Raw genomic sequence first — 26,379 nt, 5'->3', positions numbered from 1 at the left:
TGCATTTTCCTTAAATTCCTTATCATACTGTTTACTCATTTCAATTCCTCCAATTCATCATATTTTTATTATAACTCTTTTTGAGAAATATCCACTTTTAACTTGTACTATTTATATTCTAGCTCCAGCTATCAGCAAAGACCAGATGAGAAAGTTCCTGAAGTTCGTGCATGATGATGTGGTGTACTGCAAATATTATGAAGTGGTCTACATCCTCTTTCACACAGGAATGCGAATATCGGAATTTTGTGGTCTTACACTGAAAGACATTGATTTGGAAAAGCGAATTGTTAATATCGACCATCAGCTGCAAAGAACATCAGATATGAGGTATATCATAGAAACTACAAAAACGGATGCTGGAACAAGGAAACTTCCCATCACAGAGGATGTAGCGCAGATGTTTCAGGCAATTATTGAGGACAGAGTACCTCCTAAGGTTGAGAAAGTTATTGATGGGTATAGCGGATTTCTTTTCTACGATGAAAATGATATGCCACTTGTGGCAATGCACTGGCAGCACCGATTCAATCACATGGTTGGCAGGTACAATGACATCTACCGGGTGCAGATGCCGAACATCACGCCTCATGTGTGCCGACATACCTACTGTAGCAATCAAGCGAAAGCCGGGATGACCCCCAAAACACTTCAGTACCTTATGGGGCATTCTGATATTAGCGTTACAATGAATGTGTACACACATATCGGGTTTGATGATGCAGAGGAAGAATTGAAACGAATGGAAGAGTTCCGGAAGGCACAGGCAGAAATGGAGAAGCAGAAAGGTGAAAAGCCAGTGTCACAGAAGATGTTCAAGGTAGTTTAATATTGAGAAGATAGATGATGCTCTGGTGTATGGCTGGGGCATTTTTTTGTGTGGAAAAAAACAAGGGTGTATGATAGTATTATTTTGAATAATTTTTTTCAAGAAGAGGGTGATTATTGTGGAAACACATTATTTAATAGATTATGAAAATGATGGAAAAAATGGACTTAAGGGATGTGAGAAACTTACTATTTCTGATTTTATTCACTTATTTTACACTGATAATTCAAAAAATACAACTCTTGATATTTTTACAAATCATGGTAAAGCGGAACTTGATATTAAAAAAGTTCCGGCGGGAGACCAATCGTTGGACAAACATTTAATTGCATATTTAGGTTATTTAGTGGGAAAGAATGCTAATATACAAACTGAGTATGTGATTATATCATCGGACAAAGGCTATGATAAAGTATGTGAGTTCCTACGAGATGAGTGTGGAAATAGCATATCTGTTTCGAGGAGAAGTACGATTGCTCTCAAACAAGTTACACAGAAAAAAGAAGTGAAACAAAATGCTGAAAAGAAAACTAGTGTATCTAAGGTGGATCCGGCAAAGAAAACAAAGCTGAATCAACAGATACAACAAGCTTTGAGTTCCTCTGAAACACAGTATAGACCTGGTGTGATGAATGAAGTTGCAAAGGTTGTAACCTCGTTGTATGGCAATGAAAAATTCATGAATGATGTTCATAATGCTTTGCGCGGGATGTATCCCGAGGACTATCTTGATGTATATGGAGACATCAAGTCTATATTAAGTAAATATGCAACAAATCAGGATAAGAAAGCTGATTGCGATAATAAAACACTACTTCATAATGAAATACAGCAGATTTTGAGTAAGGCAAATGTTGGCAAGGAAGTTATTGCTTATGTGCCGGGATTAGTAATTAAACATTGTGATGAGAAGAATGATTTGCAGACCATATATAGAGCAATAATACAAAAATTTGGTCAAAAGAAAGGTTTGGACATCTACAATAGGATAAAAAAACATATTTAGGAAAATTCCATGGCACAAAATGTAGGTCTGTTGGAGGATAAAAAGAATGAAAAAGCTTTTAAAGAGAATTGGTTTTGCCGTTTTGGTAATTGCTATACCGTTATTAATTGATATTTGTATATTTGGTAACTCATTTCCAAGTAATATTGAAAACCAAGCGTGGGCAGGCTTTTTAGGAAGTTATTTAGGTGGAATAGCAACCCTGGTGGCCGTTTTTATTACTATATCAGACAATAATAAAAAATTGAGGAGCAGAAAAAACTCGAGAAAGAGCAACTGACAGAAGAAAAGAAGTATGCAGTTAGACCATACCTTGATACTAGATATATTTTCTTTAATGAGAATTCGGAGTTTGGGCTAAATGACAGAGTATTTGACATTAAAGAGAGGACAGTAGAGAAGGTTCGATATGGTTTTACATCAATGGATGAACAGTGTATAAAAATGAGACAATCAGTACCCAATTATATATATTTGAAATATATAATTAGAAATATTGGTGCTGCCAGTGCCGTGGATATGAAGGTTAGTGTAAATGGTTTTTCTGAAAAAATATCTATTGCTAAAGATGAAACAGTGAATCTTTTTATGATTATTAGCATGGGAAAGGAAGAAACAGTGCCTTTTAGTATCCTATTAGATTATTGGGATGTGGAAAAGAGAGCTCATTATAATCAAGAGGATGGGTTTGAAATTTTGGTTAAGGGTACAGAGCAAATAATTAAGCCGAAAGAACATACTCTCCCAACTGAAATTAAAAATCCTTAGTAGTAAACTTTTCCGTTTTACTACCAATTTTACTACTAACAGGTAGTCACAACTTGCACCATCTTGCCTTATTTTGCCAAGATGACAGACTAAGAGCACATTTCACAAACATCCGAAAATCCTCGCAAAACAAGGCATTTCCGGGCAAAAAGGAGTAAATCAAAACTATGATAAAAGTATTATTCATCTGCCACGGCATCATCTTAATTATCATTGGCAGTGTATCTATAAATTTAAAGTGTTTACATGGAAGCTCTTTACCTTTGTAGCTCCAGGAAGAAAATTTTGAGTTTAATGATTTTTCTGTAAGTCCTGCATAAGTGATACAGCTAGGTGATGTGACTGCTATGAACCTTATATCGCTGAAAATAGATGCAGCTTCTAGTGCCATTTCTCCTCCTTTAGATCTGCCATAGATACCTATTTTATTTTTATCTACACTGCTTTCTGCTTTTAGATATCTTATTGCATTCTCCACGATTTCAAGAGGGATTTTTTCAAGTGAAGGAGATACTCCATCCATTCCAAAGTAGCATACAGCAAGAGCTGCAAAGCCTTCCATGGATAAACACTGAGCTATAGACTGGGCTTTTTCTATTCTTCCGTCACTGCCGCTTAAGACGATAACTGCAGGATGTTTAATAGTATCATTCTTAACAAAAAACCTTCCTTTAAGCATTTTAGAATCAACATCTTTACATAAAACATCATCAGTACAGTAATATCTCTTGATCGATTCAGTAAAAATATCAGAACCGATAGTAAAAGTAAAGTTTATTGTGTATGATCTGTTTTGTGGTACATCTTTGATTGACTGAGGTAAGGACTTATTTTTTACTCTAACTGTAGTCATTGAATAAATAATTCCCATCTCATCAGCGTCTTTATATGAACCACTAGATGGAGCAGTCTTTGATAAATCTAAAGTCCCATTTTTATCAGTATAAAACTCTCCAGAGGAAGTCCATAATGAATTATCAGGAATATATCTTATATCGGAATTAATATCCCTTTTTTAAAATTCGAGCATTTACTGAAATAAATAATAAAACTTCAGGATAATAATGTCAATACAATTTGAGTAATTACTCAAAAAAAGTTGACGCAGTCTTTTTTTGAATCTATACTGTAATAAAAGAGGTGGCAGAAATGGAAAAGAGTAATTTAAAGCAGAAGCGAAGCATTGTGATGCGTGAAAATATATTATCTACAGCGTTAAAACTTTTTTGTGAAAAGGGCTATCATAACGTTACAACAAATGAAATAGCCAAGGTATGTGGGATTTCAATAGGAAGTCTGTATTTCCATTTTAAAAATAAGGATGAAATATTACTGCAGATTCTCGATACTTATCACCGAAGCTTTATCGAAGACATGAATGAAAGAGTTGGAGATTCCGACGTAGTACTTAACAAAACTAATATTGAGCAGTACCTTCACATACTTATAAACAGTCTTATAGATACACATGAAAAATCTAAAGCCTTTAATAAAGAACTCATGGCTTTGTCATTTACAAAAGATGAAGTAGCAGAAATATTGTGCAGTGAAGAAACTATAGAGTTTGAACTGACAAAGAAATATATCAAAAGTATTGATGACTGCAAGAAGATAAGTGATATGGACAATACTGTATATGTGATTCTTGACATCATAAACAGCACAGTAAACAGAGTAGTCTTTAAGCCTCAGTCTGTTGATAAAGAAAAGCTGATTAAAACTGCTGTTGATGCAATAGTCAAAATTTTGTATTAATTTTAGAGAAAATTATTGACACTCCCGTAGCGTTAAGGTTGATTATTAATCTTGTAAGAAGTGATATCACTTGGAGATCCTGAACTTTTAAAGCAGAGTGAAGGATACGCTGGTAATGGCTCAATACCAGGATATATTCAGCTTGCAATTGTACCAGATGAGAAAAATCTAGCTAAATTAAATGCTTGTGCAGCGCATGAATTTCATCATAATGTTTTATTTTATAATGCTAAATGGAATTTCATGAATGTTTCAGTTGGACAGTATTTAGCTGTAGAAGGTCTTGCAGAGAGTTTTGCAGAAAGCATGTTTGGCAAGGAGTTTATAGGACCGTGGGTTACAAATGTAGATAACAGAGAAGCATAGCAAGTTTGGCGCTGGGACAGTACTGATTAGTTTCTATTGAACTTATTGTCTGCCTTGATACACCAACAAGTTCGGCGAGTTTTCCTTTATGGACATACTCTTTTTTATGAACCTGAGTTTGATGCTGAAAGAGGTTATAAAGAAATATTAGATTTTGCAGTAAAAAACAATAATAATCTATCTGCAGAAGACTTGGCAGAAAAGAGCTTAGAAATTAGAAAAGAAATATGTAAATATATTAGCAGTGATATTGAGATCAACAACATGATCTTTCAAAGGCTTGTTTTTGATACTTTAGGAATTGAGTATTCTCTTAGTGAAGAGGAGATTGAAATGAAATTCTGGGAAAAAGCAGAACCTATTTATCCAATGGAGCATGCTTTAGAAATGCTATGTTATCTAAAGAAAACTGGTATAAGGACAGGCATTGTAAGCAACATATCTTTTTCCAGCAGGACACTGCTTAGAAGAATTCAAAAGCAGCTGCCTGAATGTGCTTTTGAATTTGTTATTACATCAAGCGAGTATATGTTTAGAAAGCCTAATCCTTATATGTTTAAAGCAGCTATTAATAAAGCAGGGCTCAAGGCAGAGGATATATGGTACTGTGGTGACGGGATAAAACTTGATGTTGAGAGTTCAGCTAAATGTGGGATGTATCCAGTATGGTATGAAAGTGACATTAAATGTACATATAGGAAAGCAGATGCAGATTTAAGACCACAGTGTCCTCATCTTAATATTCATGACTGGCTGGAACTGATTGAAATACTAGACAAGCTAAAAAATACGTATTAGGAAAAACATCGGGTAAAGAATGTGCAATAAATTAAGAGCCTTTGTTATTTCTTAAAAGAACGTAAGGTGGCTATATTATGTTAAGTGGTTTAAAATTATTCTAAAGGTATATTAAAATTAAGGGGACAAAATAATATGAGTATTGAAAAAGTATTGGAGTTATATGGCATAGGAAAGAAAAAGATAGAGAAGCATTCTGAAAGTGAAGAAAGAGCTGTCTGGACTATAAATGATATGTACATCCTTAAAGAATCGAAGACCAAAAATGCAATAGATAAAAACATAAAGATAACAAACATGCTTATACAGCATAAGATTCCTGTTCAAAATAATCTGAAATCTTTAGCTGGACAAGATTATATAGAATATAATTCAAAATATTATGCACTTTATGAAAAAATAAAGGGACATACTATTACAGATTATTTTTATGGAGATTATGAAAAACAAGCTTATTATATTGGACAGTGTATTGGCAGATTACACGTAGGACTTAAGGACATATATGATGAAACTGATAATGATGAAATAGATGATAGTAATATGATAAACGAAGTGAATGGCTGGGCTCATAGTGAAATACAAGATTTTCTTGCTCAGGGAACAGTATCAGATTGTGAAACAGCAGAGTTTAGTAAATTATTAAGATATATAAGCAGTGATTTTGCAGAACTTTATAATATGCTTCCGAGGCAGATAATACATAGAGATATGCACGGAGAAAACATGATTTTTGAAGAAAGCAATTTTAAAGGATTCATCGATTTTGATTTATCTCAGATAAATGCAAGAATTTATGATCCATGCTATATGTGTACAGCAGCACTTTCCACAGTCTTTGATAAAGAAGAAATTACGAAGTGGCCACTCTTCGCTTATCAGATAGTTAAAGGTTACGATGACATAATACAATTAACAGATATTGAAAAGCAAAGCATTAAACCTATGATGATCCTCAATGAGATTATTATGACAGCATTTTTCTATAAATATGGTTATCAGGAAATTGCGCATACAAATCTTAAGATGGCACTGTACATAAATAAAGTTATTAAATAGCTTTTATCGAGTAACACTAATTGTGAGCTTTAGGTTTACTGCTAATGGAACTTATTGTATAATTATGAATAAATAACGGTTTGAGTGGGAGAAGTACAATGAATTACAAAATAATGATTGTAGAGGATGATAAGGAAATATGCAGTCTTCTTAAGGAATATATTGAAAAGTATGAGTTTACAACTCTTTATATTGATGATTTTGAGAAAGTTTTAGAATCATTTAATGATTACAAGCCTGATATAGTATTGCTTGATATAAATCTGCCTAAGTATGATGGATTCTACTGGTGCAAAAAAATTAGACAGTTATCAAAAGTTCCTGTTATTTTTATTTCTGCGAGGGTCAGCGGCATGGATCAGGTAATGGCACTTGAAAATGGTGGAGATGATTATATAGTCAAACCATTTGATATCGATGTAGTAATTGCCAAGATAAAAAGCCACATAAGAAGAGCTTATGGCGACTATGCTTCAAATAAGCACGAAGATATAGTGGAAATTGATGGTTTGAAGTATTATCCTGACAGACTGGAAGTTGCATTTAATGATAAAAATCTGATTATTACAAAGCGTGAAGGGGTAATATTAAAATATCTTATCAAAAAATATCCTAAGGTTGTAAGCAGGGACTTTTTGTTTGAAAAGATATGGGATGATGCTGATTTTGTTGAGGAAAATACGTTGAGCGTAAACATAAGCAGAGTAAGAAAAAGACTGCAGTCTCTTGGCATTGAAGAGGGAATAGAAACTATAAGGGGAACAGGTTATAGGATTAATAAAACCTGGTAGTGGCGTTGCTATGAAACTATTTTTAAAACATCATAAAAGTTACATAATTATATATTTTATAAGCCTTTTTCTTACTGTTTTATACAGTAATCTTAAAGGCTTTATTGGCGTGGGAGAAATTATATATATTTTTATCTTTAATACTTTCATACTCTTTTGTTTTCTTCTATATAGGTATTATAAAAATAAGCAATTATATGATTTATTTACAAGTGGCATTTCATCCATTGATGATTCCCTTGATGCTGCTAATGAATCTGAACTTAGCAAAGACGTATCTAAGCTTTTAATAAGGCAGTATGATTTGTACATATCAAATATGGAAAAGTGCGATAAGAAGTATAAGGATCATCTTACTTTTATCAATCAGTGGGTTCATCAGATGAAGACTCCTATTGCAGTTATGAAGCTGCAGCTTAAAGAATTTGAGGGTGAAGAGAGAGCTGCTGAAATGCAGGAAGAAATGGATAAGCTCATAAGAGGTCTTGATAAATCACTTTATTATGCTCGTCTTGATTCATTCCAGAAGGATTTCATTATAAAGAAAGTTAATCTTAAAGAAATTATTAGAGAGTCTGTTAACGAAAATAAAAGACTTTTTATTAAGAACAGAATAACACCAAGACTTGACATAGATAATGATATTACAATTCTGTCAGACTACAAGTGGCTTAAGTTTGTGGTTCAGCAGATTATAGAAAATGGCATCAAGTACTCTAGAAATAAAGGAACAATGTTGTTTATTGAATCTGTAAAAGATAAAGATAAAGTAAAACTGAATATCAAAGATGGAGGTATTGGCATTGCCAAGAAGGATTTAAGAAGAGTTTTTGATCAGTTCTTTACAGGTGAGAACGGCAGAAAGTATGGCGAGTCTACTGGCATGGGATTATATTTATGCAGGGAGGTTCTTACAAAGCTTGGACACGTGATTACTGTGGAATCAGAAATAGACAAAGGGACAACAGTAACTATAGAATTTATTGCTCATGATTAAGAAAACTTCAATCTTACATCTATGTCACGTTCATGTAAGTATCATAAATACTACATTACTTCTTATGACTGTAAACTTAGTTTATAAGTTGTAAGGAGGTATTTATTTATGGATATAATTTTTATTTTAAAAGCATTTTTTATTGCAGTAGTTGAAGGCATTACTGAATTTATACCAGTGTCTTCAACAGGTCATATGATTCTTGCAGGATGGGCAATTGGCTTTAATGGCGATTTTGTAAAGATGTATGAGGTCGTTATTCAGCTTGGAGCAATACTTGCTGTTGTGGTCTTGTTCTGGCATAAAATTAAAACAAGTATAATTGAGTTTTTTAAATTCATTTTTACATTTGGCAGGGAAGGAAAAACAGGATTTAAGTTTGGAATAAATGTGATAGTATCCTCTATACCTATTGGTATTATGGGTCTGCTATTTTATAAGAGGATAAAGGCAAAGTTTGTTCCTGAAGCCGTAATAGTAGGATTTATAGCTGGAGGACTACTTTTATTAATAGTAGAAAGTATGTTTAGAAAAAAGAAGTCAAAGACTCAGAATATTGATGACATATCATTCGTTCAGTCACTAACAGTAGGATTATTACAGGTACTTGCATTATGGCCAGGAATGTCAAGAAGTGCTTCAACAATAATGGGTGGATGGATAGCTGGATTTACAACTCCACTTGCTGCAGAGTATTCCTTCTTTATTGCTATTCCAGCCATGATTGGAACAACAGGCAAGGATTTATTAGAATTCGATTTTAGTATTATGACACCGACACTGTGGATTTCACTGATAACAGGTTTTATAGTAGCCTTTTTAGTATCTATGATTGTCATGAAGAAGTTTATCTCATTCTTAAAGAAAAAACCAATGAAAGTTTTTGCAGTGTACAGAGTATGTGCAGGAATACTACTTGCAGTACTTGTCTTAACTCATATTATAAAATTAACAGCATAAAGGAGAGTAGATTATATGGAAGTGTTAAATGTTAATAACTTAAGCAAGGTATACAGGGGTAAGGTACCTTATAAAGCACTTAACAATATCAGTTTTTCAATAGAAGATGGCGAATTTGTTGGTATTATGGGACCATCTGGTAGTGGTAAAACAACTCTTCTTAATATGATTTCAACTGTTGATAAACCTACATCTGGAGAAATTACAATCAATGGTAAAAATCCTTCAAAACTTAATGGCGATGAACTTGCACTGTTTAGAAGACGTGAACTTGGTTTTGTGTTTCAGGACTTTAACCTTATTGATACGCTTACTTTGGGTGAAAATATAATTTTGCCTCTTACTTTAGATGGAGTTGATGACAAGATACAAATTAATGAGCTTAAGAGGATTGCAGACATATTAGGTATTGAGAAAATTATAAATAAAAGAACTTTTGAAGTTTCAGGAGGACAGAGCCAGAGGGCAGCCATTGCTAGAGCAGTCATTCATAAGCCAAAGCTTTTACTGGCAGATGAGCCAACAGGAAATCTTGACTCAAAAGCAGCAGAAGATGTAATGGAGCTTTTTCAAAAAATTAATGAAGAGGAAAAGGTCACAACTGTAATGGTTACGCATGATCCTGTCTCTGCCAGCTACTGCAAGCGAATTCTCTTTATTAAAGATGGCCAAATATATAATGAGATTTATAAGGATGGAACAAATAGAGATTTTTATGAAGATATAATAGATGTGCTTGCCATGATTGGAGGCAGAAAACTATGAATATGATGGAGTTTTCTTATAGGAATGTTTTTAGAAATATAAAAGCATATGCTGCTTATTTTATCAGCAGCACTATTTCAGCATCATTAATGTTTTCATTTTCTATGATTATCCTTCATCCTGATTTTAATACAGACATGTTTCCTGATGCATTAAAAAATGCTTTATATGTATCAATATTTATAGCGTATTTCTTTCTATGCTTTTTTGTTTTTTATTCAGAAAGTGTATTCTTAAAAAGCAGGTATAAGGATTTTGGAGTACTTTATATAATTGGAGCTTCTAGAAAGCAGATTAAGAAAATGATCACTATAGAAAATCTGATTATTACATCATCAGCAGGTGTATTTGGTGTAATTATTGGTCTTGTTTTCTCAAAGATATTAATAGCTGCCTGTGGTAGAATTCTTGGCGTTACATCACTAAACTTTTATCTGCCTGTAAAGTCGATACTTATTACAATCACAGCATTTATAGTCATTGGATTTGTAGTTTCATTATCTGCTTCAATGATAATCACGGAAGATAAGGTGCTGAAGCTGCTAAAAGGAACAAGAAAGCCAAAAGCAGAACCTAAGTTTTCAAAGTTGTTAACATTAGTATCGCTGATCACATTAATAACTGGATATTTTCTTTCTGCAACAACAACACAGAAAAATTTTGCTTCAAGAGTTATTATAGTAACATCTATGGTAGTTGTAGCAACATATTTTATCTTTTCACAGGTCAGCATCAGGATAATACATTTATTGAAAAGCAGAAAGAAAATCTACATGAATAGGACAAAAATGCTTTGTATTTCAGATATGCTCTACAGAGTAAAAGATAATGCCAGAATGTTTTTCTTAATTACTATAACTTCTGCAGTGGCGTTGACTTCAATTGGAGGTATTTATGTTTACTGGAACAGCAAAGAAGCAGAAATTAATAGTTCATTTCCGCAGTCGTTTTTTATTTATGATTATTATAATCATAAAGATGATGTAGAGCGCAAAATATCATTTATTAAATCATCATTGTATGACAAGAAGGTTGATAGTAACAATGTATGCGGAACAATTAAGTATGTATCTGTTAAGGACATTGATGATACAGTATTAGTTAGCAGAAGTACATATGATGCGCTGAAAAAATCTAATAGTATGAGTAAATATAAATTCAATGAGTACAAAAAGAAAGTTTTACCGGCAATTTTCGACGATGTAAAAGTTGTTGATGAAGATGTATTTAACAGCACAGCTGGAAAGAAGATTTATTTTACTGCAGTTAATGTTAGTGACTATAAAACTACATTAGATATAAGCAGAGAGTACCTTGATAAGTTTAATTCACTTAAGCGAGATAAATACAGCAATGATTTTCTCAAATCATATATTCATGAAAGAACGAAAGTAGGCTACGGAGTACTGCTGTTCAGTTGTGTATTTATAGGACTTGTTTTCTTTATTACAACAGCCAGCTTCTTATATAATAAGTGCTACATGGATATCATAGAAGATAAGCAAAAATACTGTAATCTTAGCAAGATTGGTCTTACTTTTAAGGAAATAAAGAAGATATTGAACGTAGAGATAGGAATATTATTTGTGCTTCCATACAGTGTATCAATGCTTCATTTTATCTTTGCAATATCAGCACTGAAAAGTGCGGCAGATGTGCCAGTACTAAACGTAGCACTGCAGGTCATAGGTGTGATGATCGTGGTGCAGATAATTTATTACTTTATTATCAGGAAGAATTACATTGATGAAATAATAAAAGAGATTATAGTTTAATGTTCTGTATCAAAAAACTCTCGTTAGTATATTAAATAAAATATTTAATTATAGTTTTCATACTATGATAATATATTATATTTTTCGATAAGAAATAAATATCTAAAAGTACATTTATTGAAATATTTTGTCTTAAAAAAATTATATTAAAACAAATTCAAAAGTAATATACTTATGTAAGTAAATGGAAAAACATTTACAATATAACTTAAGGGGGAAGTCTTTTGAACTGGACTTGGATTAAAAAATTAGTTTATTTTATTGCTGTAGTATTCGTTATTATGATGATTCCTGCAGCCGGTGCGAGTGCTGAAACAGCAAAATGCTTTACAGTAAATGTGCAGAATACAAAGGAAAGCTACAAATATAATGAAGAGGTTCCTTATAAAGTAGCAGTAAAGAACAATAGCAAAAAGAAAGCAGTTAATGTTGTAACAAAGGTAACTATTCCAGACAACATAAAAATACTTAAAAGTGATGGCAAGATTGAGGGACAGACAATAACTTGGAATAATAATTTGATAAATGCTGATGAGTCTGTTAATCATAGTTACAGTCTTAAGGTAGAAAAGAATGAGATAGTTCCAGTTAAGTCTGTAACTAAAAATACAGTTACTACTTTGCCAAAGACAGGTGGAATAGGAGCTCCATTTTTCATAATAGCAGCACTTATAACAATACTTCTAGGTGTTAGTCTATTTAAGAAAGATATGAGAAAAGCTACACTTCCACTTGCTGTTGCAATATTAGTTGCTGGAGCTTTATTATTTGCAGGTAAAGTAATTCCTGTTAATGCTCAGGATACAAATGTTACTGAAAATTATTCACATACCATAAAGATAGGTGATTCAAATGTTGAAAGTAAATTTGCAATCACAGCATTTCTTGCAGAAGAAGCTAATCCTGTAAAGCCTGTAGCAGGAAAAGCTATAGTATGTGGTAAAGTTGTAGAAGCCGATAATGATACTGATCTTACTAATAATAAAGCACTTGAAAATGTAAAAATGACACTTACAAATAAACAAACAAAGGCTCAATATAATCCAGTAAATACAGATAAAAATGGACAGTATAAATTAGATAAGATAGCACCAGGAACTTATGCATTGAGTGCTGAAAAACAAGGATATAAAACAGTAAGCAAAAATGTAACAGTTAATAATAGCGATAATTCAATCACAATTGAGACTATAGAAATGCTTCAGAATGATATTGTTGGTATAGGAAGAGCTGAAGGACAGATTAATGATGCATTTGATGGTAAGGGTATAAAAGGTATAACTATAAATATTAAGAAAAATGAAAATGGTAACGTTGTTAAAACACTTACAACTGATAATAATGGAAAATACTCTGTAGACCTAGAAACAGGCAATTATTATGCAGAAGTCGTTGACAACAGACCAGAGATACAGGGGCAGAAAAAATATGTAGCAAATCATTTTATTATCAAAACTATTGCAAATCAGATAATAGGTAATCAGAACTGTACACTTACTCCTGTTCTTGAGGCACAGCAGATAAGAGTAGTGCTTACATGGGGCGAGAATCCAAGTGATCTTGATTCTCACCTGGTTGGACCTGCTAAAGATGGAAAGTCAAAATTTCATGTATATTTTGCAGAGAAAAAATATCTTGATGTTGCTGCATTAGATCATGATGATACGACAAGTTATGGTCCTGAGACTATAACTGTATATAAACCGGTAACAGCAGGAACTTACAGCTATTATGTTCATGATTATTCAAATGCATTAAAAAACAAATGTGATTTAATGTCAAAGTCTGGAGCAGTAGTAAAGGTATATGTAGGCGATAAGCTGGTTAAGACTTATAATGTACCATCAAAAGAAGGAACATTATGGCATGTATTTGATTATGATCAAGCGAGTAGGACATTTAAAGATATTAATTCTATGAGTTACCAAGAGAATGAGGTTAATGTAGGGAAGTAGAATCCATATTATACTCTAAAATGAGATTTATGCAGAGCTGTTGTAAAAATATAGCTCTGCTTTTTTGTTTCTACTAGTCCATTATGTCTACATCCTCTCCACGAAGAATTTTATTTATATTTCTTACAGCACACATTTTTCCGCACATTGTGCATGTATCTTCTTTTTCGGGTTTTGATTCTGCACGATATCGTCTAGCTTTTTCACTATCTATCGCTAAATCAAATTGCTTATCCCAGTCTAATTCACGTCTTGATTGACTCATATCATAATCCCAATCTTTAGCGTGTGGTATCCCTTTTGCAATATCAGCAGCATGTGCAGCAATCTTAGATGCTATTATGCCGTCCTTTACATCATCAAGTGTTGGAAGTCTTAAATGTTCTGCAGGAGTAACATAACATAAAAATGATGCACCATATGTTGCTGCTACAGCACCACCAATAGCTGCAGTTATATGATCATATCCTGGTGCAATATCTGTAACAAGTGGTCCAAGAACATAGAAAGGAGCACCTTTACATATTGTTTGCTGTAATTCCATATTGGATTTAATTTCGTTAAGAGGCATATGACCAGGACCTTCTATAATGACCTGTACATCTTTTTCCCAAGCACGCATTGTAAGTCTTCCAAGCTCAACGAGTTCACTTATTTGAGATACATCTCCAGAATCAGCAATACTTCCAGGTCTACAAGCATCACCAAGGCTTAATGTAACATCGTATTCTCTGCAGATATCAAGAATTTCATCAAAATGCTCGTAGAATGGATTTTCATTACCTGTAAGTTCCATCCAGGCAAAAATTATTGAACCACCTCTCGATACTATATTAGTATGTCTTTTACTTTGTTTGAACGCTTTTGCTGTTGAACGGTTTATTCCACAATGTATAGTCATAAAATCGACACCATCTTCTGCATGCATTCTCACAATGTCGATCCATTCCTTAGAAGTTATTTTTTTAAGTGCTTTGTTGTAATATACTACAGCATCATATATTGGTACTGTACCAATTATTGCAGGACATTCAGCAGTTAATTTTCTTCTAAATTTTTTAGTATCACCGAATGAACTTAAATCCATTATAGATTCAGCCCCCATATTAACGGCAGCCATAACCTTTTTCATTTCTATATCAAGATTAAGACAGTCTTTTGAAGTACCAAGATTAACATTAATTTTTGTTTTTAGACTATTTCCTATACCGTAAGGTTTTAAGCACTTATGATTTTTATTAGCTGGTATTACAACTTTACCTTCAGCGATTAATGATGATAATTTTTCTACAGGTATATCTTCGTATTCAGCAACTGATCTCATCTCATTTGTAATAATTCCATGCTTTGCAGCATCCATTTGTGTTGTATACATTGAAAATCCTCCTTAAAATAAAAATGACGTTTCATACCTGATTAAAATAAAACAGAAAGAAACGTCATTTAGTATCTTTATAAAACTTCCTACGTTGGCATTATCCAAATCAGGTATAAGGGTCGAAGCTAACATCTTCCTCTCAGCCTATTTATAAGCTCCCCTAAAATATTTATTTACTTCATACTATCAAATAATACAAATAATGTCAAATTATATTAATATAATTATGTTAGTTATAGTTAAATTATTGTTATATTACTTTTGAATTATGTTATAATTGATTAAAAATGGTGAATGGAGAACAATTTATGAAGGATGAAGTGTCAGTTTTATATAAATCACCAGTAGGAATACTTAAGATAACATCTAGAAATGAAAAAATAATACTTATCGAGCCTGTAGAAGACGAAAACTTTGTCAAAGGAGAGGCTATAGACGAAACTAATAAAGATTATAAGTTATGCTTAAAAGCAGTAGAACAATTAAACGAATATTTTCAAGGGAAACGAAAAGTATTTGATTTGCCGCTAAATGCTGAAGGTACTGAATTTCAGATGAAAGTTTGGAAAGCCCTTTGTGATATCCCTTATGGAGAAACAAGGAGCTACAGCGATATAGCTAAGGCTATTGGAAATACTAAAGCTGTAAGGGCTGTTGGTGGTGCTAATAACAAGAATCCAATTGCAATTGTAGTGCCATGCCATAGGGTTATAGGCAAGAATGGCAGCATGGTGGGCTATGGAGGGGGACTACCTATGAAAGAATACCTTCTTCAGCTGGAAAAAGCTTTATAGTAGATTTTATGGAGGAAGTACTATGTTTTTCATAATGGGAATAAGTGATAAAGAAGTAAAGCTGAATTTTGATCAGCTTGTAATTTGTAAGTGTTGTGGTAAATATGGCCACGTAGAAGTTTTTATGAGATACACATATTTTATGTTTTTCTTTATTCCTCTTTTTAAGTGGAATAAGAGATATTACGTGAGGATGAATTGTTGTAATTCAATATCAGAAATAAGCAGTGATATTGGTAAAGGCATTGAAAATGGAACAATAACAAGTATAAATCCAGATATTCTGCGTTTTGAAGGGAAAGGATATTCTGCAAAACGATGTAATAACTGTGGCTTTACAACTTTTGAAGATTTTGATTATTGTCCAAAGTGTGGAAGTAAACTATAAATACTAAAGTTTAGATAATAAATTAATAATAGGAGGTTGAACTATGAAACTCAAACAAAAATTACTTATTTTGTCTGCTGCATCTTGTGCAGTTATAGCTGCAGTTGGATACATAGCTAATACTGGTAAAAAGCAAGAAGAAAAGTCAGAAATGATTGCTGAAACTGAACAAAAATAGATGTTCAAAAAAATAACAGTATAGTGCAAGCGTAAATAAGGGTTGTAAGACATATTCCGAAGCCGACCTCGTTTCTTTATATGTCTTGCAACCCTCGAATTATAAACGGATGAAATAGCATTGTACCATTTTATTGAATTAACCTGTAAGTCCTTTGTTTTAAACGCTTTACAGCATTAAAATTTCACTATCTTTAATACAATTTTCTAGTCATTAAAATTAATTTCTGAAGGAATCACAAATTATTTTGAGAATTTAAGCATACCTTTTACGAATACTTTTTTTACATTAATATCTTTATCAAATAAAACTAAATCTGCATCATAGCCTTCTTTAATAAGTCCTTTATGATCATCAATACCACAGTGCTTAGCACCATTATATGAAGCCATTTTTACTGCTTCATTAAGAGGAATGTTACAGTTTTCATAAACATTTTTGACAGCCTTGTCAAGAGTAAGCACAGAACCTGCAAGTGCACCGTTTTCTAGCCTTGCTGCATTATTTTTAAGAATTACTTTTTGTCCTCCTAGTGAATAATCACCATCATCCATGCAGCATGCCATCATAGCATCACTTATAAGAAGAACATTATCAGTAGTTTTCTGCCTATAGGTAATCCTAAGAGCTGGATATGATATATGAACTCCATCTGCAATTGTTTCAGTTGTTATGTTAGAATCGAATATAGCACCTACGGTACCTGGTTCTCTATGTGTAAATCCTGTCATAGCATTAAAAAGATGAGTACCAAAGCTTATACCACATTTTATTCCTTCAATAGCTTCTTCATAAGTTGCTTTTGTATGTCCCATTCTGCAGGTAATACCCTTACTTGATAAATATTCAATCAGTTCATGGCAGCCAGGAACTTCTGGAGCGACAGTTATAGAAACAATAGAGTCTTCACACCCTGCAACCATCTTATCGTAATTTTCTGCACATGGTTTTATTAGATATTTTGGATTTTGAGCACCAATAGCTTTTGGATTTATAAAGGGACCTTCAAGATGAGCTCCAAGGACAATAGCACCGTCGGACCCTTTTTCTTTAACAGCTTTAACTGCTGTTACTGCTTTATGGATATCTTCAATTGACATTGTCATTGTAGTAGGAACAAAAGAAGTTGTTCCATGCTTAACAATTGTTTTTGCAATATTATTAATTGCTTCTTCTGTACCATCCATTGTGTCATATCCACCTGCACCATGTATATGTACATCGATAAATCCTGGAGATAGGAATAAATCTTCTGCATTTATGATTTCTTGATCATTGTTTATAACTTCAGGATTAATTTTATCAATCTTTCCATCTTTTATTAAAACAGAACCTTTTTCAATCTTATTTAAATATATGATGTTACAATTCTTTATTATCATTATTATCACCTCAAAATCTATTATTGGATATTACCAGTTGATATTGTTAATTATATGCTTTTATTAAAAAAATACAATAGAAAGCAATGAAATATAATGAATATAGGAAATTTACTAGAAAAATTTATTATGTTGACTATAAAATGAATTAAGTATATTATAAAGGTATAGAGGTAATTACCAGTTGGCGTTGCTTACTATAATTTTCTGATGATATAATAAAAATAGAGGAGCATTGTTTTATTATGAATAAAATCGATGATAGTTTAAGAACACCTAAGTATATTCAGCTTATGAAAATACTAATACATGATATAGAAAATTATATGAATGAAAATGATAAGCTTGATTCAGAAAGAGAAATATGTGAAAAATATGGTGTTAGTAGAACTACTGTAAGACAAGCACTTGATGAGCTTGAAAAAAACAAGTATATATATAAGATTCAAGGGAAAGGAAATTTTATTTCTTCAAAAGAAGCAAAACAGGATTTGATTAATTTCTATTCATTCACAGATGAAATGAAAAAGCTTGGAAGAGTTCCAAAATCAGAACTTATAGGTTTTGAAATAATGGAAGCTAACGATAAAACAGCAAGGAAGCTTGCTATTAATAAGAAAGAACTTGTTTATAAGATTTCCAGAATAAGAATTGCTGATGATATACCTATGATGTTTGAGGTGACTTATTTACCTTATGAGAAATTTAAAGGTCTTAAAAAAGAAATGCTAATGAAAAAATCAATATACAGCATATTCAAGGACGAATTTAATATAAGTATGAAGCTGGCAGAGGAAACATTTGAAGCTATAGTAATCAACAAGCTTGAAAGCATCTATCTTGGTATTAATGAAGGAGCGCCAGGTCTTAAGATTGAAAGAATCACATATGAAAATAAAGAAATCGTTGAATATACAGTAAGTATAGCTAGAGGAGATAAGTTTAAATATAAAGTAACACTTAATAATTAAGTAGATAAAATAATGAGCAAATGTTTTATTGCCATAACTGATAATTACCTGTTGTGGAAAATATGGCTTGTCATTATAAAATATTAAAGGAGATGTTTATTGATGAAAGTAATATTAACAGAAAACTATAATGATATGAGTAGAAAAGCAGCAGATATCATAAAAAATCTTCTTATAAAAAAGAACGATGCTGTGCTTGGACTAGCAACAGGAAGTACGCCGATAGGGTTGTATAAGTATCTTATTGAGATGAATAAAGATCACGTTATAGATTTTTCAAAGGTTAAAACTGTAAATCTAGATGAATATATTGGAATTGGCCCAGATGACAGCCAGAGTTATAGATATTTTATGAATACTAATTTTTTTAATCATATTAATATAGATAAAAACAACACTTATGTTCCAAATGGATTAGCTAAAAATCTTGAGGAAGAAGGCAGAAGATATGATAAAGTGATTGCTGATTTAGGCGGGATTGACCTTCAGATTCTTGGTATTGGTAATAATGGTCATATTGCATTTAATGAACCTAATAGAAAATTGACTGCAGGAACACATGTAACACCGCTTACTGAAAGTACAATAAAGGCTAATTCGAGATTTTTTGACTGTATTGATGATGTTCCTAAAACTGCACTTACTATGGGACTTGGTCAGATAATGAAAGCTAGAAAAATCATACTTGTTGCTAGTGGTAAGAGTAAAGCAGATGCTATAAGTAGGCTTCTTCACGGGAAAATCACAACAGAATGTCCAGCAACAATGCTTCAGATGCATAATGATGTTACTGTTATAATTGACAAAGAAATTGCAGAAAAATTAAAATTATGATGGAGGCAGTAAGTATGACAGAAGTTTATTTTGTGCGGCATGCAGAACCGGATTTATCAATTCACGAAGATTTTATAAGGCCACTTAGTAATAAGGGGAAAAAAGATGCTTATAATCTAGTTACATTCTTTAATGATAAAAAGATAGATGCAGTCTTATCCAGCCCATTCTTAAGGACTATAGATACTGTAAGAAATATAGCCTTTAAGTTTCAAGTTGAAATACAGACTGTCGATGATTTTAGGGAAAGAAAAATAGATGGCTGGATTGATGATTTTAATAGTTATACCAAAAATCAATGGTTGGATTTTAATTACAAACTCAAAAGTGGAGAAAGCTTAAAAGAAGTACAGTGTAGAAATATAAATGCATTAACTAAAGTTTTAAATGAATATAATGGACAAACCATAGTAATTGGAACTCATGGAACAGCACTTAGTACTATAATTAATTATTATGATCATACATATGGATACGAAGATTTTATAAAAATCAAAAATCAAATGCCATTGGTTGTGAAGATGGTATTTGAAGATGAAAAATGTATAAGTATAACAACAGAAGTTAAAGGGAGTGTTAATAAATGAGAACAAAACATGTTGTAGTTCTACCATATGATCAAAAGTGGAATGATGAATTCAATAAAATTAAGGATGAACTTTTAAAGGAACTTAATGGTAAGGTAATATCTATTGAGCATGTTGGCAGTACATCAGTTAAAGGTTTATCTGCAAAACCTATAATCGACATAGATATTGTAATAAAAGATTATGCTTCATTTGATGAAGTGCTTCATGGATTAAACAGGCTTGGATATGCATATGAAGGAAATCTTGGAATACCAGGTAGAGAAGCATTTAAATATGAGAATAAACCACAGTTTATGATTCATCATATTTATGTCTGTACCAAGGATTCAACTGAACTAAAACGTCATATATTATTTAGAGATTATTTAAGATGTCATAAAAAAGCTGTTGAAGAATATAGCAGAATTAAAGAAGAGGCTGCAGCTTTGTATCCTGATAATATTGAAAAATATATAGAATATAAAAGTCCAGTAATAGAGAAATTATATAGAGAAGCTGGAATTGTATAAATTAATTGTTTTAAGTTAATTTATATAAATCAATAATATACTTATATAATGTAAATTAGTAATCACAATTAATAGAACAGAGAAAAGAAAAAACTCCCGAAAGAGAGTTTAAATCCTAAAATTTATATTTATTTTTATTACTTTGATTAAAATTATGTGTTAGTTCTGTGATTATTTTCTTAACTTATTAACTAGATTTCTAGAAGCTATTAGGTTCTCCTTATGTTTATCAAGATCCTCCGAAATCATGCCTAGGTAAAGAAGGTCTGTGAGTATCAGTGATGCATTTCTTGATGTCACAGCTCCTAGTCTTAAATCTTTTTCTTGAGTTGGAACGTATAAAGCTAAATCAGCAAACTTCATCAGCGGACTTTTTATAAACTGAGTTATTGCAATAATTGTAGTATCTTTAGATTTTGCATATTCTATAGCTGTGTTGACTTCTTTAGTGTTGCCACTGTAGCTTATAGCCAGTGCAACATCATCTTTTGTTATGTGAGTTGTGGCTGCTAACTGTGTGTGAAAATCAGAATAAAACACTACGTTATATCCAAGACGTGAAAGTTTTTGTGCGAAATCTGTACAGCATATGCTAGAACTTCCTATCCCATAAAGATAAATCTTTTTTGCTTTCTTTAATGCTTCAACTGCATTTGCAAATGTATCAAGTTTTAATAGTTTGTATGTTTGTTCAACGGCAAGCGAATCAGATGATTTAGATTTCTTGATTATAGTTTTTAGTGAGTCGTGACTATAGATCTTTTCAGAAAAAAGTGGTACATCTTCACTATTATCCTTTGCAAGGTCCACTTTAAGTTCTCTAAAACCTGCATAGCCCATCCTTTTTGAAAAACGTATGACAGCAGCAGGTGACGTATCAGTTTTACGAGCTAATTCCTGTGTAGAAGTATACATAGCTTCATTTACATTGTTTAAAATGTAATTTGCAATTTTTTGTTCTGTAGTAGTGAAGTTTTTGCAGGATTTTATAGTATAAAGACATCCCATTTATTTTACCACCTTTCTGATTTATATAATATATGAATTTTATTTCTCATATAATGATCTTATTGCACTTGAGATATTCTCATTTTTATTTGAAAGCATATCAATACATGTATCTTTGTCTTTGCCCGTAAGTATCATAAGAATAGCTGCTTTTACGTTTTTACCACTTAGGTTAAGATATTTTTCTGCTTCTTCCAAACTGCAGTCTGTACAAGATATAATTATATTTTTTGCATGGGATATTAACTTTTCATTTGTAGGCTTAACATCAACCATAAGATTATGATATACTTCTTAAATCATCTTTTGCAAGAGTAAGAGAATCTTCTGCACCTTCTTTAGCTTTTAATAGTGCGCTAAAACCACCAGCTATGATTCCTTGGACTAGATCAGGATCAACTCCATAAGTTGGAGGACATTCACTAGCATCAAGCACACCAAGTCTGCCACTGGTACCGGCACCTATATATATTAATTGAACTAACAATAACATACATTTACTGATACATATTATACAGGGAATGAAATTTTTTTTCAAACTATGCATGTAAAATGAGAAAATTATTTTTTGAAAGTTAATAAATTAAACTTAAAGATGCATCTAATGTGGACGTAGTAACTATAAAGAGTATTGAGGGAGTTTTAGGTGTTGTCGAATCTGATACTCTACAAGTGGTTCTTGGACCAGGAAAAGTAGAAAAAATCGGAGCTGAATTTGCAGAACTTACTGGAATTCCCTTAGGAACAGCTGAAGAACCGACAGCTGAGGAACTTGCTAAAGAAAATAAGGCAGAAAGAAAAGCAATGCAGAATCATCCTGTACAAAGATTCTTAAGAAGAATTGCCAATATTTTTGTTCCACTATTACCTGGAATTATCGCAGCTGGTCTTATTAATGGTATATGTAATGTAATTAATGTCTCATCAAAAGGTGCTTTAAGTGGTATATGGTGGTATGAATGTATTAGAACAATAGGATGGGCACTATTTGAATACTTACCAATCTTTGTGGGTATGAATGCGGCAAAAGAATTTAAAGGCTCACCAATTCTTGGTGCACTTGCAGGTGCAATGTGTATAGCCAATGCAGGGATGCCTTTATTAACTAAGTTTAATAAAACTGAAGTTCTTCTTCCTTTTACAGGAAAGGTGTACAACCCTGCAGCAGGCGGACTATTAGCGGCACTTATTGCTAGTATATTCTTTGCTTGGCTTGAGAAACAAATACGTAAAATTATGCCTGATATACTTCAGACATTCTTTGCACCACTATTTACAGTTATAATTGGTGCGTTAGTTACTTTGCTTGTTTTACAGCCAATAGGAGCAGGATTAACAGCTGGAATCTTTGGAGGATTAGACTTCATATATACAAAGCTAGGAGCTATTGGTGGCTATATATTAACAGCTTGTCTTGGAACTGGATTTGAAAAGAATAAAGAAATAATAAAAAAAGCACATGAAAATAATGCAAAATATGCATTTACTTCACTTCATATTCCTGTGTAGCAGAGGCCTGAATGAAGTTATCGCTTAATTTTTTTGAAAGAGTGGCAATTTTAATTGAGTTATAACCATTCTGGGCCATAGAATTTACTACAATGTATAAAACTTCAGCAGCAGCTTCAATATTCTTTCTATTTACTTTTACTATATTTTCTGAAGATGAAACTAAGCTTTCTGCATTTACCCCTATTTCAGAAGCAGTTCTTCTTAGGTGGGCTATGTCAACAGCGCTATCTAAAATTTGTCCACCAAGTACAGTAGCAATTAATTTTCCTTCAACTTTAATAGGTGCAGAAAAATCTATAAGACCGGCATGACAAGTTCCAACAAAAGGCTTATTAGTTTTTGCTGCCTCTTGTCCCATTCTGTTGTGTGATGCAGCACATCTTTCACAACCTTTGTTAGTTGACTATAATATCGTATATAAAAACTTGAAATTTATATCTGTTGCAAAAAATGCTGGAAAATGATGAAATGAAGTAAAAGGAATATTTTCGAAAAACATAATTCCGTATCAAGGTGGATATATCAAATTTTCATCGAAAGGTAAAGGAATTACATTCTCAATATTGCTGCTAAATTTAAATTAAAACAACTAGAATTTGCAATGATCTTAGATTATAAGTGAATATTATGTATAAGAAATGGTATAGTACGCATAATAATCCCAAATGTGTTTATTGGTAGGTGAAATTTATGAGTAGAAAAAATAAATTTATAGTATTATTTCTGATAACATTTTGTTTTTGTGCAGTATTAACTGGAAGTTACACATATTTTACAAAAGCAGAAGAGATGAAATCTTTCAAAAGTGATTTATATAAAATATCATTAAAGTATGAAAGTACATGGGTTAAGAATTATAATTATAAAGAAAGATATGAGGGACCTAATGGATTTTTTCAAGTTGTAGCATCAACAGGAATTAATATGACAGTTGATGATATAGCTAGAATTGATGCTGAACATGTAGCAAAACCATATGGTAGCAACCCAAGAATATCCAAGATAACGATAGATAATGTTGAAGGAAGGCTTATTGAACCATCATCAGATCAGTTTAGTGAGTATCAGAATACTGCTGAAGTAGTTTTTAAATCACCAAAGTCTATCATTATTAATGGAGAAGTATATGATTATATAATTATATATGCTGATAAATATCATATTAATGATATTGCTAAAAGTGTAAAGTTTATTGAATAATTAAAAAGCTGCGTTTATATGGTAACAACTATATAAAGGTGGCTTTCTTATTATCTGGGAAATTGCATTGAAAAAGAAAAATTATATTTTATAGTGTTTATGGAATATATGTTATAATTAGAGCAAAGTTTTTAAGCGGAGGAATAAAAAAAGATTATGAATATTAATGGTGTAATTTTTGATATGGATGGTGTTATTTTTGATACTGAACGAATATATCTTCAGGTTTGGACTGAAGTATTTAAAAAATATGGACATGAAATGACTAAAGATTTTTATCTGCCATTGATGGGCCAGGGGACTGAAAATATTAAAAGAATTCTTTTTGATAAATATGGTGATAAACTACCAATAGAAAAAATGTACAAAGAAAAAGATGAAAAACTAATGAACATTGTTAGAAATGGACTTGTACCATTGAAAGATGGTGCAGAGGATGTTTTAAAATATTTAAAAAATAAGGGTTACAAAATAGCGCTTGCAACATCAGCAAGACAAGAAAGACTTCAATTACAGCTTACAGAAGATAATGTAAAGAAGTATTTTGATGCTATAGTTTGTAGCAATGATGTAAAAAATGCAAAGCCAGCACCAGATATTTTTTTAAAGGCTGCTGAAAATATAGATGTTGAACCATCTAATTGTATTGTAATAGAAGATTCTTCTTCAGGAATAAAGGCAGCATATAATGCTTCGATGGTGTCATTCCATGTAGAAGATTTAAAGGAAGCTGATGAGGAAATAAAAAAATATTCAGACAAGCAGCTTAAAAACATTAGAGAAATAATGAATTATTTATAAAACAAGATTAATTCTTATTTTATATTAGGAGGAATTAAAAAATGAAAATATTACTACTAATATTAACGATTATAAGCATTATCGTGTCATTAGGTACGTTTATATGGTTAAAGAAATCATTAGGTAAAGCAGTAGGAAAAGAAGAAGGTGATGTTAAAGATATTCTTAAAAAATTTGTTGTGATTGATGGTATATGTATAGCAGTAATAACAATTTGTGCAATATTCTTATTAAAAATAAAGTAAGATAATTAGATGGAGGATGGGTTATGACAGTAAAAGCAGTAATATTTGATATGGATGGTGTAATCTTTGATACAGAACGTGTTTACATGAATATCTGGAAGAATGTTTACAAAAGACATGGATTGGAGATTACTGAGGAATTTTATGTCTCGCTTATAGGAAGAGATAGAAACAGTATTATAGGAATATTACATGATAAATTTGGTCAGGAACTTGATACTACTATGATGTTTGCTGAATGCGATGAAGAACTTAAAAAGGCTATTTTACGTGGAGAAGTTCCTGTTAAGAAGGGTGCTATTGAACTTTTTGACTATTTAAAAGAAAACAAAATAAAAATGGCACTTGCTACATCATCATCAAAGGAAAAATTAGAAATGCAGCTTATGATTCAAGACTTAAAAGAAATCTTTGATGTCATAGTTTGTGCCGATGATGTAAGGACATCAAAGCCTAATCCTGAAATATTCTTAGTATCAGCAAAGAAGTTGGGAATGAACACGGATAGCTGCGTTGTAATTGAAGATTCACCTGCAGGCATTCAAGCAGCTTATAATGCAGGAATAAGATCTATTCATGTTGAGGATTTAAAAAAGGCAGATGATCTAATAATTGATTTATCAGAACGACAATTTAAAAGTCTTGTTGAGATTAAGGGATATTTAAAAGATTTAATTTAGATAAATTAAGTGTCATTTAAAGTTTTTACGTGCTCTTCAATAATCATTGTTCACATCGCATGTTAATATCACATATTTTAATCGA

32 protein-coding genes, 2 pseudogenes and 1 riboswitch are annotated in these 26,379 nt (G+C 31.9%); of the genes and pseudogenes, 26 read left to right on the top strand and 8 right to left on the bottom strand.

Translation table 11 applies throughout. The annotated features are described in order from the left end of the window. The 4 genes from FYJ33_RS12900 to FYJ33_RS12885 form a co-directional block, all read left to right on the top strand. Positions 1-829, top strand: an 829-nt coding sequence (locus FYJ33_RS12900; RefSeq protein ID WP_235900849.1) for a site-specific integrase, incomplete at its 5' end; no start/stop codon positions are given. Between the two features lie 118 nt (positions 830-947). Further along, a complete protein-coding gene (locus FYJ33_RS12895) occupies positions 948-1,835 on the top strand; it encodes a PIN domain-containing protein (protein WP_154532130.1) in 888 nt (295 codons plus the stop codon). Between the two features lie 46 nt (positions 1,836-1,881). After that, complete coding sequence (locus FYJ33_RS12890; protein WP_154532129.1) at positions 1,882-2,115, top strand: hypothetical protein; 234 nt, start codon at positions 1,882-1,884, stop codon at positions 2,113-2,115. 143 nt (positions 2,116-2,258) lie between these two features. Next, the gene (locus FYJ33_RS12885) at positions 2,259-2,603 is read left to right on the top strand and encodes a hypothetical protein (protein ID WP_154532128.1); all 345 of its coding nucleotides are present in this window, start codon (positions 2,259-2,261) and stop codon (positions 2,601-2,603) included. A gap of 46 nt (positions 2,604-2,649) precedes the next feature. Here the strand turns inward: FYJ33_RS12885 and FYJ33_RS16895 are convergent, their stop codons facing one another. Further along, a complete protein-coding gene (locus FYJ33_RS16895) occupies positions 2,650-3,588 on the bottom strand; it encodes an acyl-CoA thioesterase/bile acid-CoA:amino acid N-acyltransferase family protein (protein WP_328598706.1) in 939 nt (312 codons plus the stop codon). A gap of 164 nt (positions 3,589-3,752) precedes the next feature. On the opposite strand from FYJ33_RS16895, the gene FYJ33_RS12875 reads away from it, so the two are divergent. Both FYJ33_RS12875 and FYJ33_RS12870 read left to right on the top strand, forming a co-directional pair. After that, positions 3,753-4,358 carry a TetR/AcrR family transcriptional regulator gene (locus tag FYJ33_RS12875; protein WP_154532126.1) on the top strand — a complete coding sequence of 202 codons (606 nt, stop codon included), beginning with the start codon at positions 3,753-3,755 and terminating at the stop codon, positions 4,356-4,358. Positions 4,359-4,418: 60 nt separating this feature from the next. Next, entirely contained in the window at positions 4,419-4,724 is a 306-nt protein-coding gene (locus tag FYJ33_RS12870; protein WP_154532125.1) for a DUF2268 domain-containing putative Zn-dependent protease, read from the top strand. Here the strand turns inward: FYJ33_RS12870 and FYJ33_RS12865 are convergent. Further along, entirely contained in the window at positions 4,696-4,872 is a 177-nt protein-coding gene (locus tag FYJ33_RS12865; RefSeq protein WP_328598705.1) for a helix-turn-helix transcriptional regulator, read from the bottom strand. The genes FYJ33_RS12870 and FYJ33_RS12865 overlap by 29 nt on opposite strands. Before the next feature lie 116 nt (positions 4,873-4,988). Here FYJ33_RS12865 and FYJ33_RS16475 point away from each other — a divergent pair, with 116 nt between their 5' ends. The 8 genes from FYJ33_RS16475 to FYJ33_RS16890 all read left to right on the top strand — a co-directional run bounded on the left by FYJ33_RS16475 (position 4,989) and on the right by FYJ33_RS16890 (position 13,824). Next, a complete protein-coding gene (locus FYJ33_RS16475; protein ID WP_328598704.1) occupies positions 4,989-5,522 on the top strand; it encodes an HAD family hydrolase in 534 nt (177 codons plus the stop codon). A gap of 135 nt (positions 5,523-5,657) precedes the next feature. Then, entirely contained in the window at positions 5,658-6,581 is a 924-nt protein-coding gene (locus tag FYJ33_RS12855) for a phosphotransferase (protein WP_154532123.1), read from the top strand. Positions 6,582-6,679: 98 nt separating this feature from the next. Further along, positions 6,680-7,372: a response regulator transcription factor gene (locus FYJ33_RS12850; protein WP_154532122.1), complete on the top strand. Its 693-nt coding sequence runs from the start codon at positions 6,680-6,682 to the stop codon at positions 7,370-7,372. Positions 7,373-7,382: 10 nt separating this feature from the next. After that, positions 7,383-8,369: a sensor histidine kinase gene (locus tag FYJ33_RS12845; RefSeq protein WP_154532121.1), complete on the top strand. Its 987-nt coding sequence runs from the start codon at positions 7,383-7,385 to the stop codon at positions 8,367-8,369. Positions 8,370-8,477: 108 nt separating this feature from the next. Next, positions 8,478-9,329 (top strand): undecaprenyl-diphosphate phosphatase, encoded by an 852-nt coding sequence (locus FYJ33_RS12840; protein ID WP_154532120.1) that lies wholly within the window; start codon positions 8,478-8,480, stop codon positions 9,327-9,329. Positions 9,330-9,344: 15 nt separating this feature from the next. Continuing rightward, the gene (locus FYJ33_RS12835; RefSeq protein WP_154532119.1) at positions 9,345-10,094 is read left to right on the top strand and encodes an ABC transporter ATP-binding protein; all 750 of its coding nucleotides are present in this window, start codon (positions 9,345-9,347) and stop codon (positions 10,092-10,094) included. Further along, positions 10,091-11,869, top strand: a complete 1,779-nt coding sequence (locus FYJ33_RS12830; RefSeq protein WP_154532118.1) for an ABC transporter permease — start codon at positions 10,091-10,093, stop codon at positions 11,867-11,869. Before FYJ33_RS12835 ends, FYJ33_RS12830 begins: the two co-directional genes overlap by 4 nt. Before the next feature lie 224 nt (positions 11,870-12,093). Beyond that, positions 12,094-13,824 carry a carboxypeptidase regulatory-like domain-containing protein gene (locus FYJ33_RS16890; protein WP_154532117.1) on the top strand — a complete coding sequence of 577 codons (1,731 nt, stop codon included), beginning with the start codon at positions 12,094-12,096 and terminating at the stop codon, positions 13,822-13,824. Between the two features lie 73 nt (positions 13,825-13,897). Here the strand turns inward: FYJ33_RS16890 and thiC are convergent, their stop codons facing one another. Further along, positions 13,898-15,199 carry a phosphomethylpyrimidine synthase ThiC gene (gene thiC / locus FYJ33_RS12820; RefSeq protein ID WP_154532116.1) on the bottom strand — a complete coding sequence of 434 codons (1,302 nt, stop codon included), beginning with the start codon at positions 15,197-15,199 and terminating at the stop codon, positions 13,898-13,900. Between the two features lie 69 nt (positions 15,200-15,268). Continuing rightward, a riboswitch (TPP riboswitch) is annotated at positions 15,269-15,374 on the bottom strand. Between the two features lie 136 nt (positions 15,375-15,510). On the opposite strand from thiC, the gene FYJ33_RS12815 reads away from it, so the two are divergent. From FYJ33_RS12815 to FYJ33_RS16710, 3 genes are read left to right on the top strand one after another with little or no spacing between them, the layout of a single operon-like run. After that, positions 15,511-15,996 (top strand): methylated-DNA--[protein]-cysteine S-methyltransferase, encoded by a 486-nt coding sequence (locus tag FYJ33_RS12815; protein WP_154532115.1) that lies wholly within the window; start codon positions 15,511-15,513, stop codon positions 15,994-15,996. Positions 15,997-16,018: 22 nt separating this feature from the next. Continuing rightward, positions 16,019-16,384: a zinc ribbon domain-containing protein gene (locus tag FYJ33_RS12810; protein WP_154532114.1), complete on the top strand. Its 366-nt coding sequence runs from the start codon at positions 16,019-16,021 to the stop codon at positions 16,382-16,384. 43 nt (positions 16,385-16,427) lie between these two features. Further along, positions 16,428-16,562 (top strand): hypothetical protein, encoded by a 135-nt coding sequence (locus FYJ33_RS16710; RefSeq protein ID WP_268891466.1) that lies wholly within the window; start codon positions 16,428-16,430, stop codon positions 16,560-16,562. A gap of 242 nt (positions 16,563-16,804) precedes the next feature. Here FYJ33_RS16710 and nagA read toward each other — a convergent pair whose 3' ends face one another. After that, the gene (gene nagA / locus FYJ33_RS12805) at positions 16,805-17,944 is read right to left on the bottom strand and encodes an N-acetylglucosamine-6-phosphate deacetylase (RefSeq protein WP_154532113.1); all 1,140 of its coding nucleotides are present in this window, start codon (positions 17,942-17,944) and stop codon (positions 16,805-16,807) included. A gap of 245 nt (positions 17,945-18,189) precedes the next feature. Here nagA and FYJ33_RS12800 point away from each other — a divergent pair, with 245 nt between their 5' ends. The 4 genes from FYJ33_RS12800 (at position 18,190) to FYJ33_RS12785 (ending at position 20,848) form a co-directional block, all read left to right on the top strand. Beyond that, complete coding sequence (locus FYJ33_RS12800) at positions 18,190-18,915, top strand: GntR family transcriptional regulator (RefSeq protein ID WP_154532112.1); 726 nt, start codon at positions 18,190-18,192, stop codon at positions 18,913-18,915. A gap of 102 nt (positions 18,916-19,017) precedes the next feature. Further along, positions 19,018-19,749, top strand: coding sequence for a glucosamine-6-phosphate deaminase (gene nagB / locus FYJ33_RS12795; protein WP_154532111.1), 732 nt, complete (start codon positions 19,018-19,020; stop codon positions 19,747-19,749). Positions 19,750-19,763: 14 nt separating this feature from the next. Next, positions 19,764-20,336 (top strand): histidine phosphatase family protein, encoded by a 573-nt coding sequence (locus tag FYJ33_RS12790; protein ID WP_154532110.1) that lies wholly within the window; start codon positions 19,764-19,766, stop codon positions 20,334-20,336. Further along, positions 20,333-20,848 carry a GrpB family protein gene (locus tag FYJ33_RS12785; protein ID WP_154532109.1) on the top strand — a complete coding sequence of 172 codons (516 nt, stop codon included), beginning with the start codon at positions 20,333-20,335 and terminating at the stop codon, positions 20,846-20,848. Before FYJ33_RS12790 ends, FYJ33_RS12785 begins: the two co-directional genes overlap by 4 nt. 171 nt (positions 20,849-21,019) lie before the next feature. Here the strand turns inward: FYJ33_RS12785 and FYJ33_RS12780 are convergent, their stop codons facing one another. The 3 genes and pseudogenes from FYJ33_RS12780 to murQ form a co-directional block, all read right to left on the bottom strand. Then, the gene (locus FYJ33_RS12780; RefSeq protein WP_154532108.1) at positions 21,020-21,856 is read right to left on the bottom strand and encodes a MurR/RpiR family transcriptional regulator; all 837 of its coding nucleotides are present in this window, start codon (positions 21,854-21,856) and stop codon (positions 21,020-21,022) included. 39 nt (positions 21,857-21,895) lie between these two features. Continuing rightward, positions 21,896-22,132 (bottom strand): hypothetical protein, encoded by a 237-nt coding sequence (locus tag FYJ33_RS17035; protein WP_407928911.1) that lies wholly within the window; start codon positions 22,130-22,132, stop codon positions 21,896-21,898. A gap of 7 nt (positions 22,133-22,139) precedes the next feature. Beyond that, positions 22,140-22,334: pseudogene (murQ, locus tag FYJ33_RS17030) on the bottom strand (N-acetylmuramic acid 6-phosphate etherase); the annotation flags it as partial. Positions 22,335-22,462: 128 nt separating this feature from the next. Here murQ and FYJ33_RS12770 point away from each other — a divergent pair. Beyond that, positions 22,463-23,365, top strand: a complete 903-nt coding sequence (locus FYJ33_RS12770; protein WP_328598703.1) for a PTS transporter subunit EIIC — start codon at positions 22,463-22,465, stop codon at positions 23,363-23,365. On the opposite strand, the pseudogene FYJ33_RS12765 reads toward FYJ33_RS12770, so the two are convergent. Continuing rightward, positions 23,340-23,759: pseudogene (locus tag FYJ33_RS12765) on the bottom strand (PocR ligand-binding domain-containing protein); the annotation flags it as partial. The gene FYJ33_RS12770 and the pseudogene FYJ33_RS12765 overlap by 26 nt on opposite strands. A gap of 299 nt (positions 23,760-24,058) precedes the next feature. On the opposite strand from FYJ33_RS12765, the gene FYJ33_RS12760 reads away from it, so the two are divergent. From FYJ33_RS12760 to FYJ33_RS12745, 4 genes are all read left to right on the top strand, one after another. Continuing rightward, positions 24,059-24,568, top strand: coding sequence for a peptidase M56 (locus FYJ33_RS12760; protein WP_154532106.1), 510 nt, complete (start codon positions 24,059-24,061; stop codon positions 24,566-24,568). 156 nt (positions 24,569-24,724) lie between these two features. Then, positions 24,725-25,369, top strand: coding sequence for an HAD family hydrolase (locus FYJ33_RS12755; RefSeq protein WP_154532105.1), 645 nt, complete (start codon positions 24,725-24,727; stop codon positions 25,367-25,369). Positions 25,370-25,410: 41 nt separating this feature from the next. Continuing rightward, complete coding sequence (locus tag FYJ33_RS12750) at positions 25,411-25,614, top strand: hypothetical protein (protein ID WP_154532104.1); 204 nt, start codon at positions 25,411-25,413, stop codon at positions 25,612-25,614. Positions 25,615-25,637: 23 nt separating this feature from the next. Further along, positions 25,638-26,294, top strand: coding sequence for an HAD family hydrolase (locus tag FYJ33_RS12745; RefSeq protein ID WP_154532103.1), 657 nt, complete (start codon positions 25,638-25,640; stop codon positions 26,292-26,294). Positions 26,295-26,379: the final 85 nt, after the last annotated feature.

Origin of the sequence: Inconstantimicrobium porci, from assembly GCF_009696465.1 — a bacterium.
In the GTDB taxonomy this organism is placed as follows: domain Bacteria; phylum Bacillota; class Clostridia; order Clostridiales; family Clostridiaceae; genus Inconstantimicrobium; species Inconstantimicrobium porci.
This window is presented reverse-complemented; position numbering and strand designations above follow the sequence as displayed.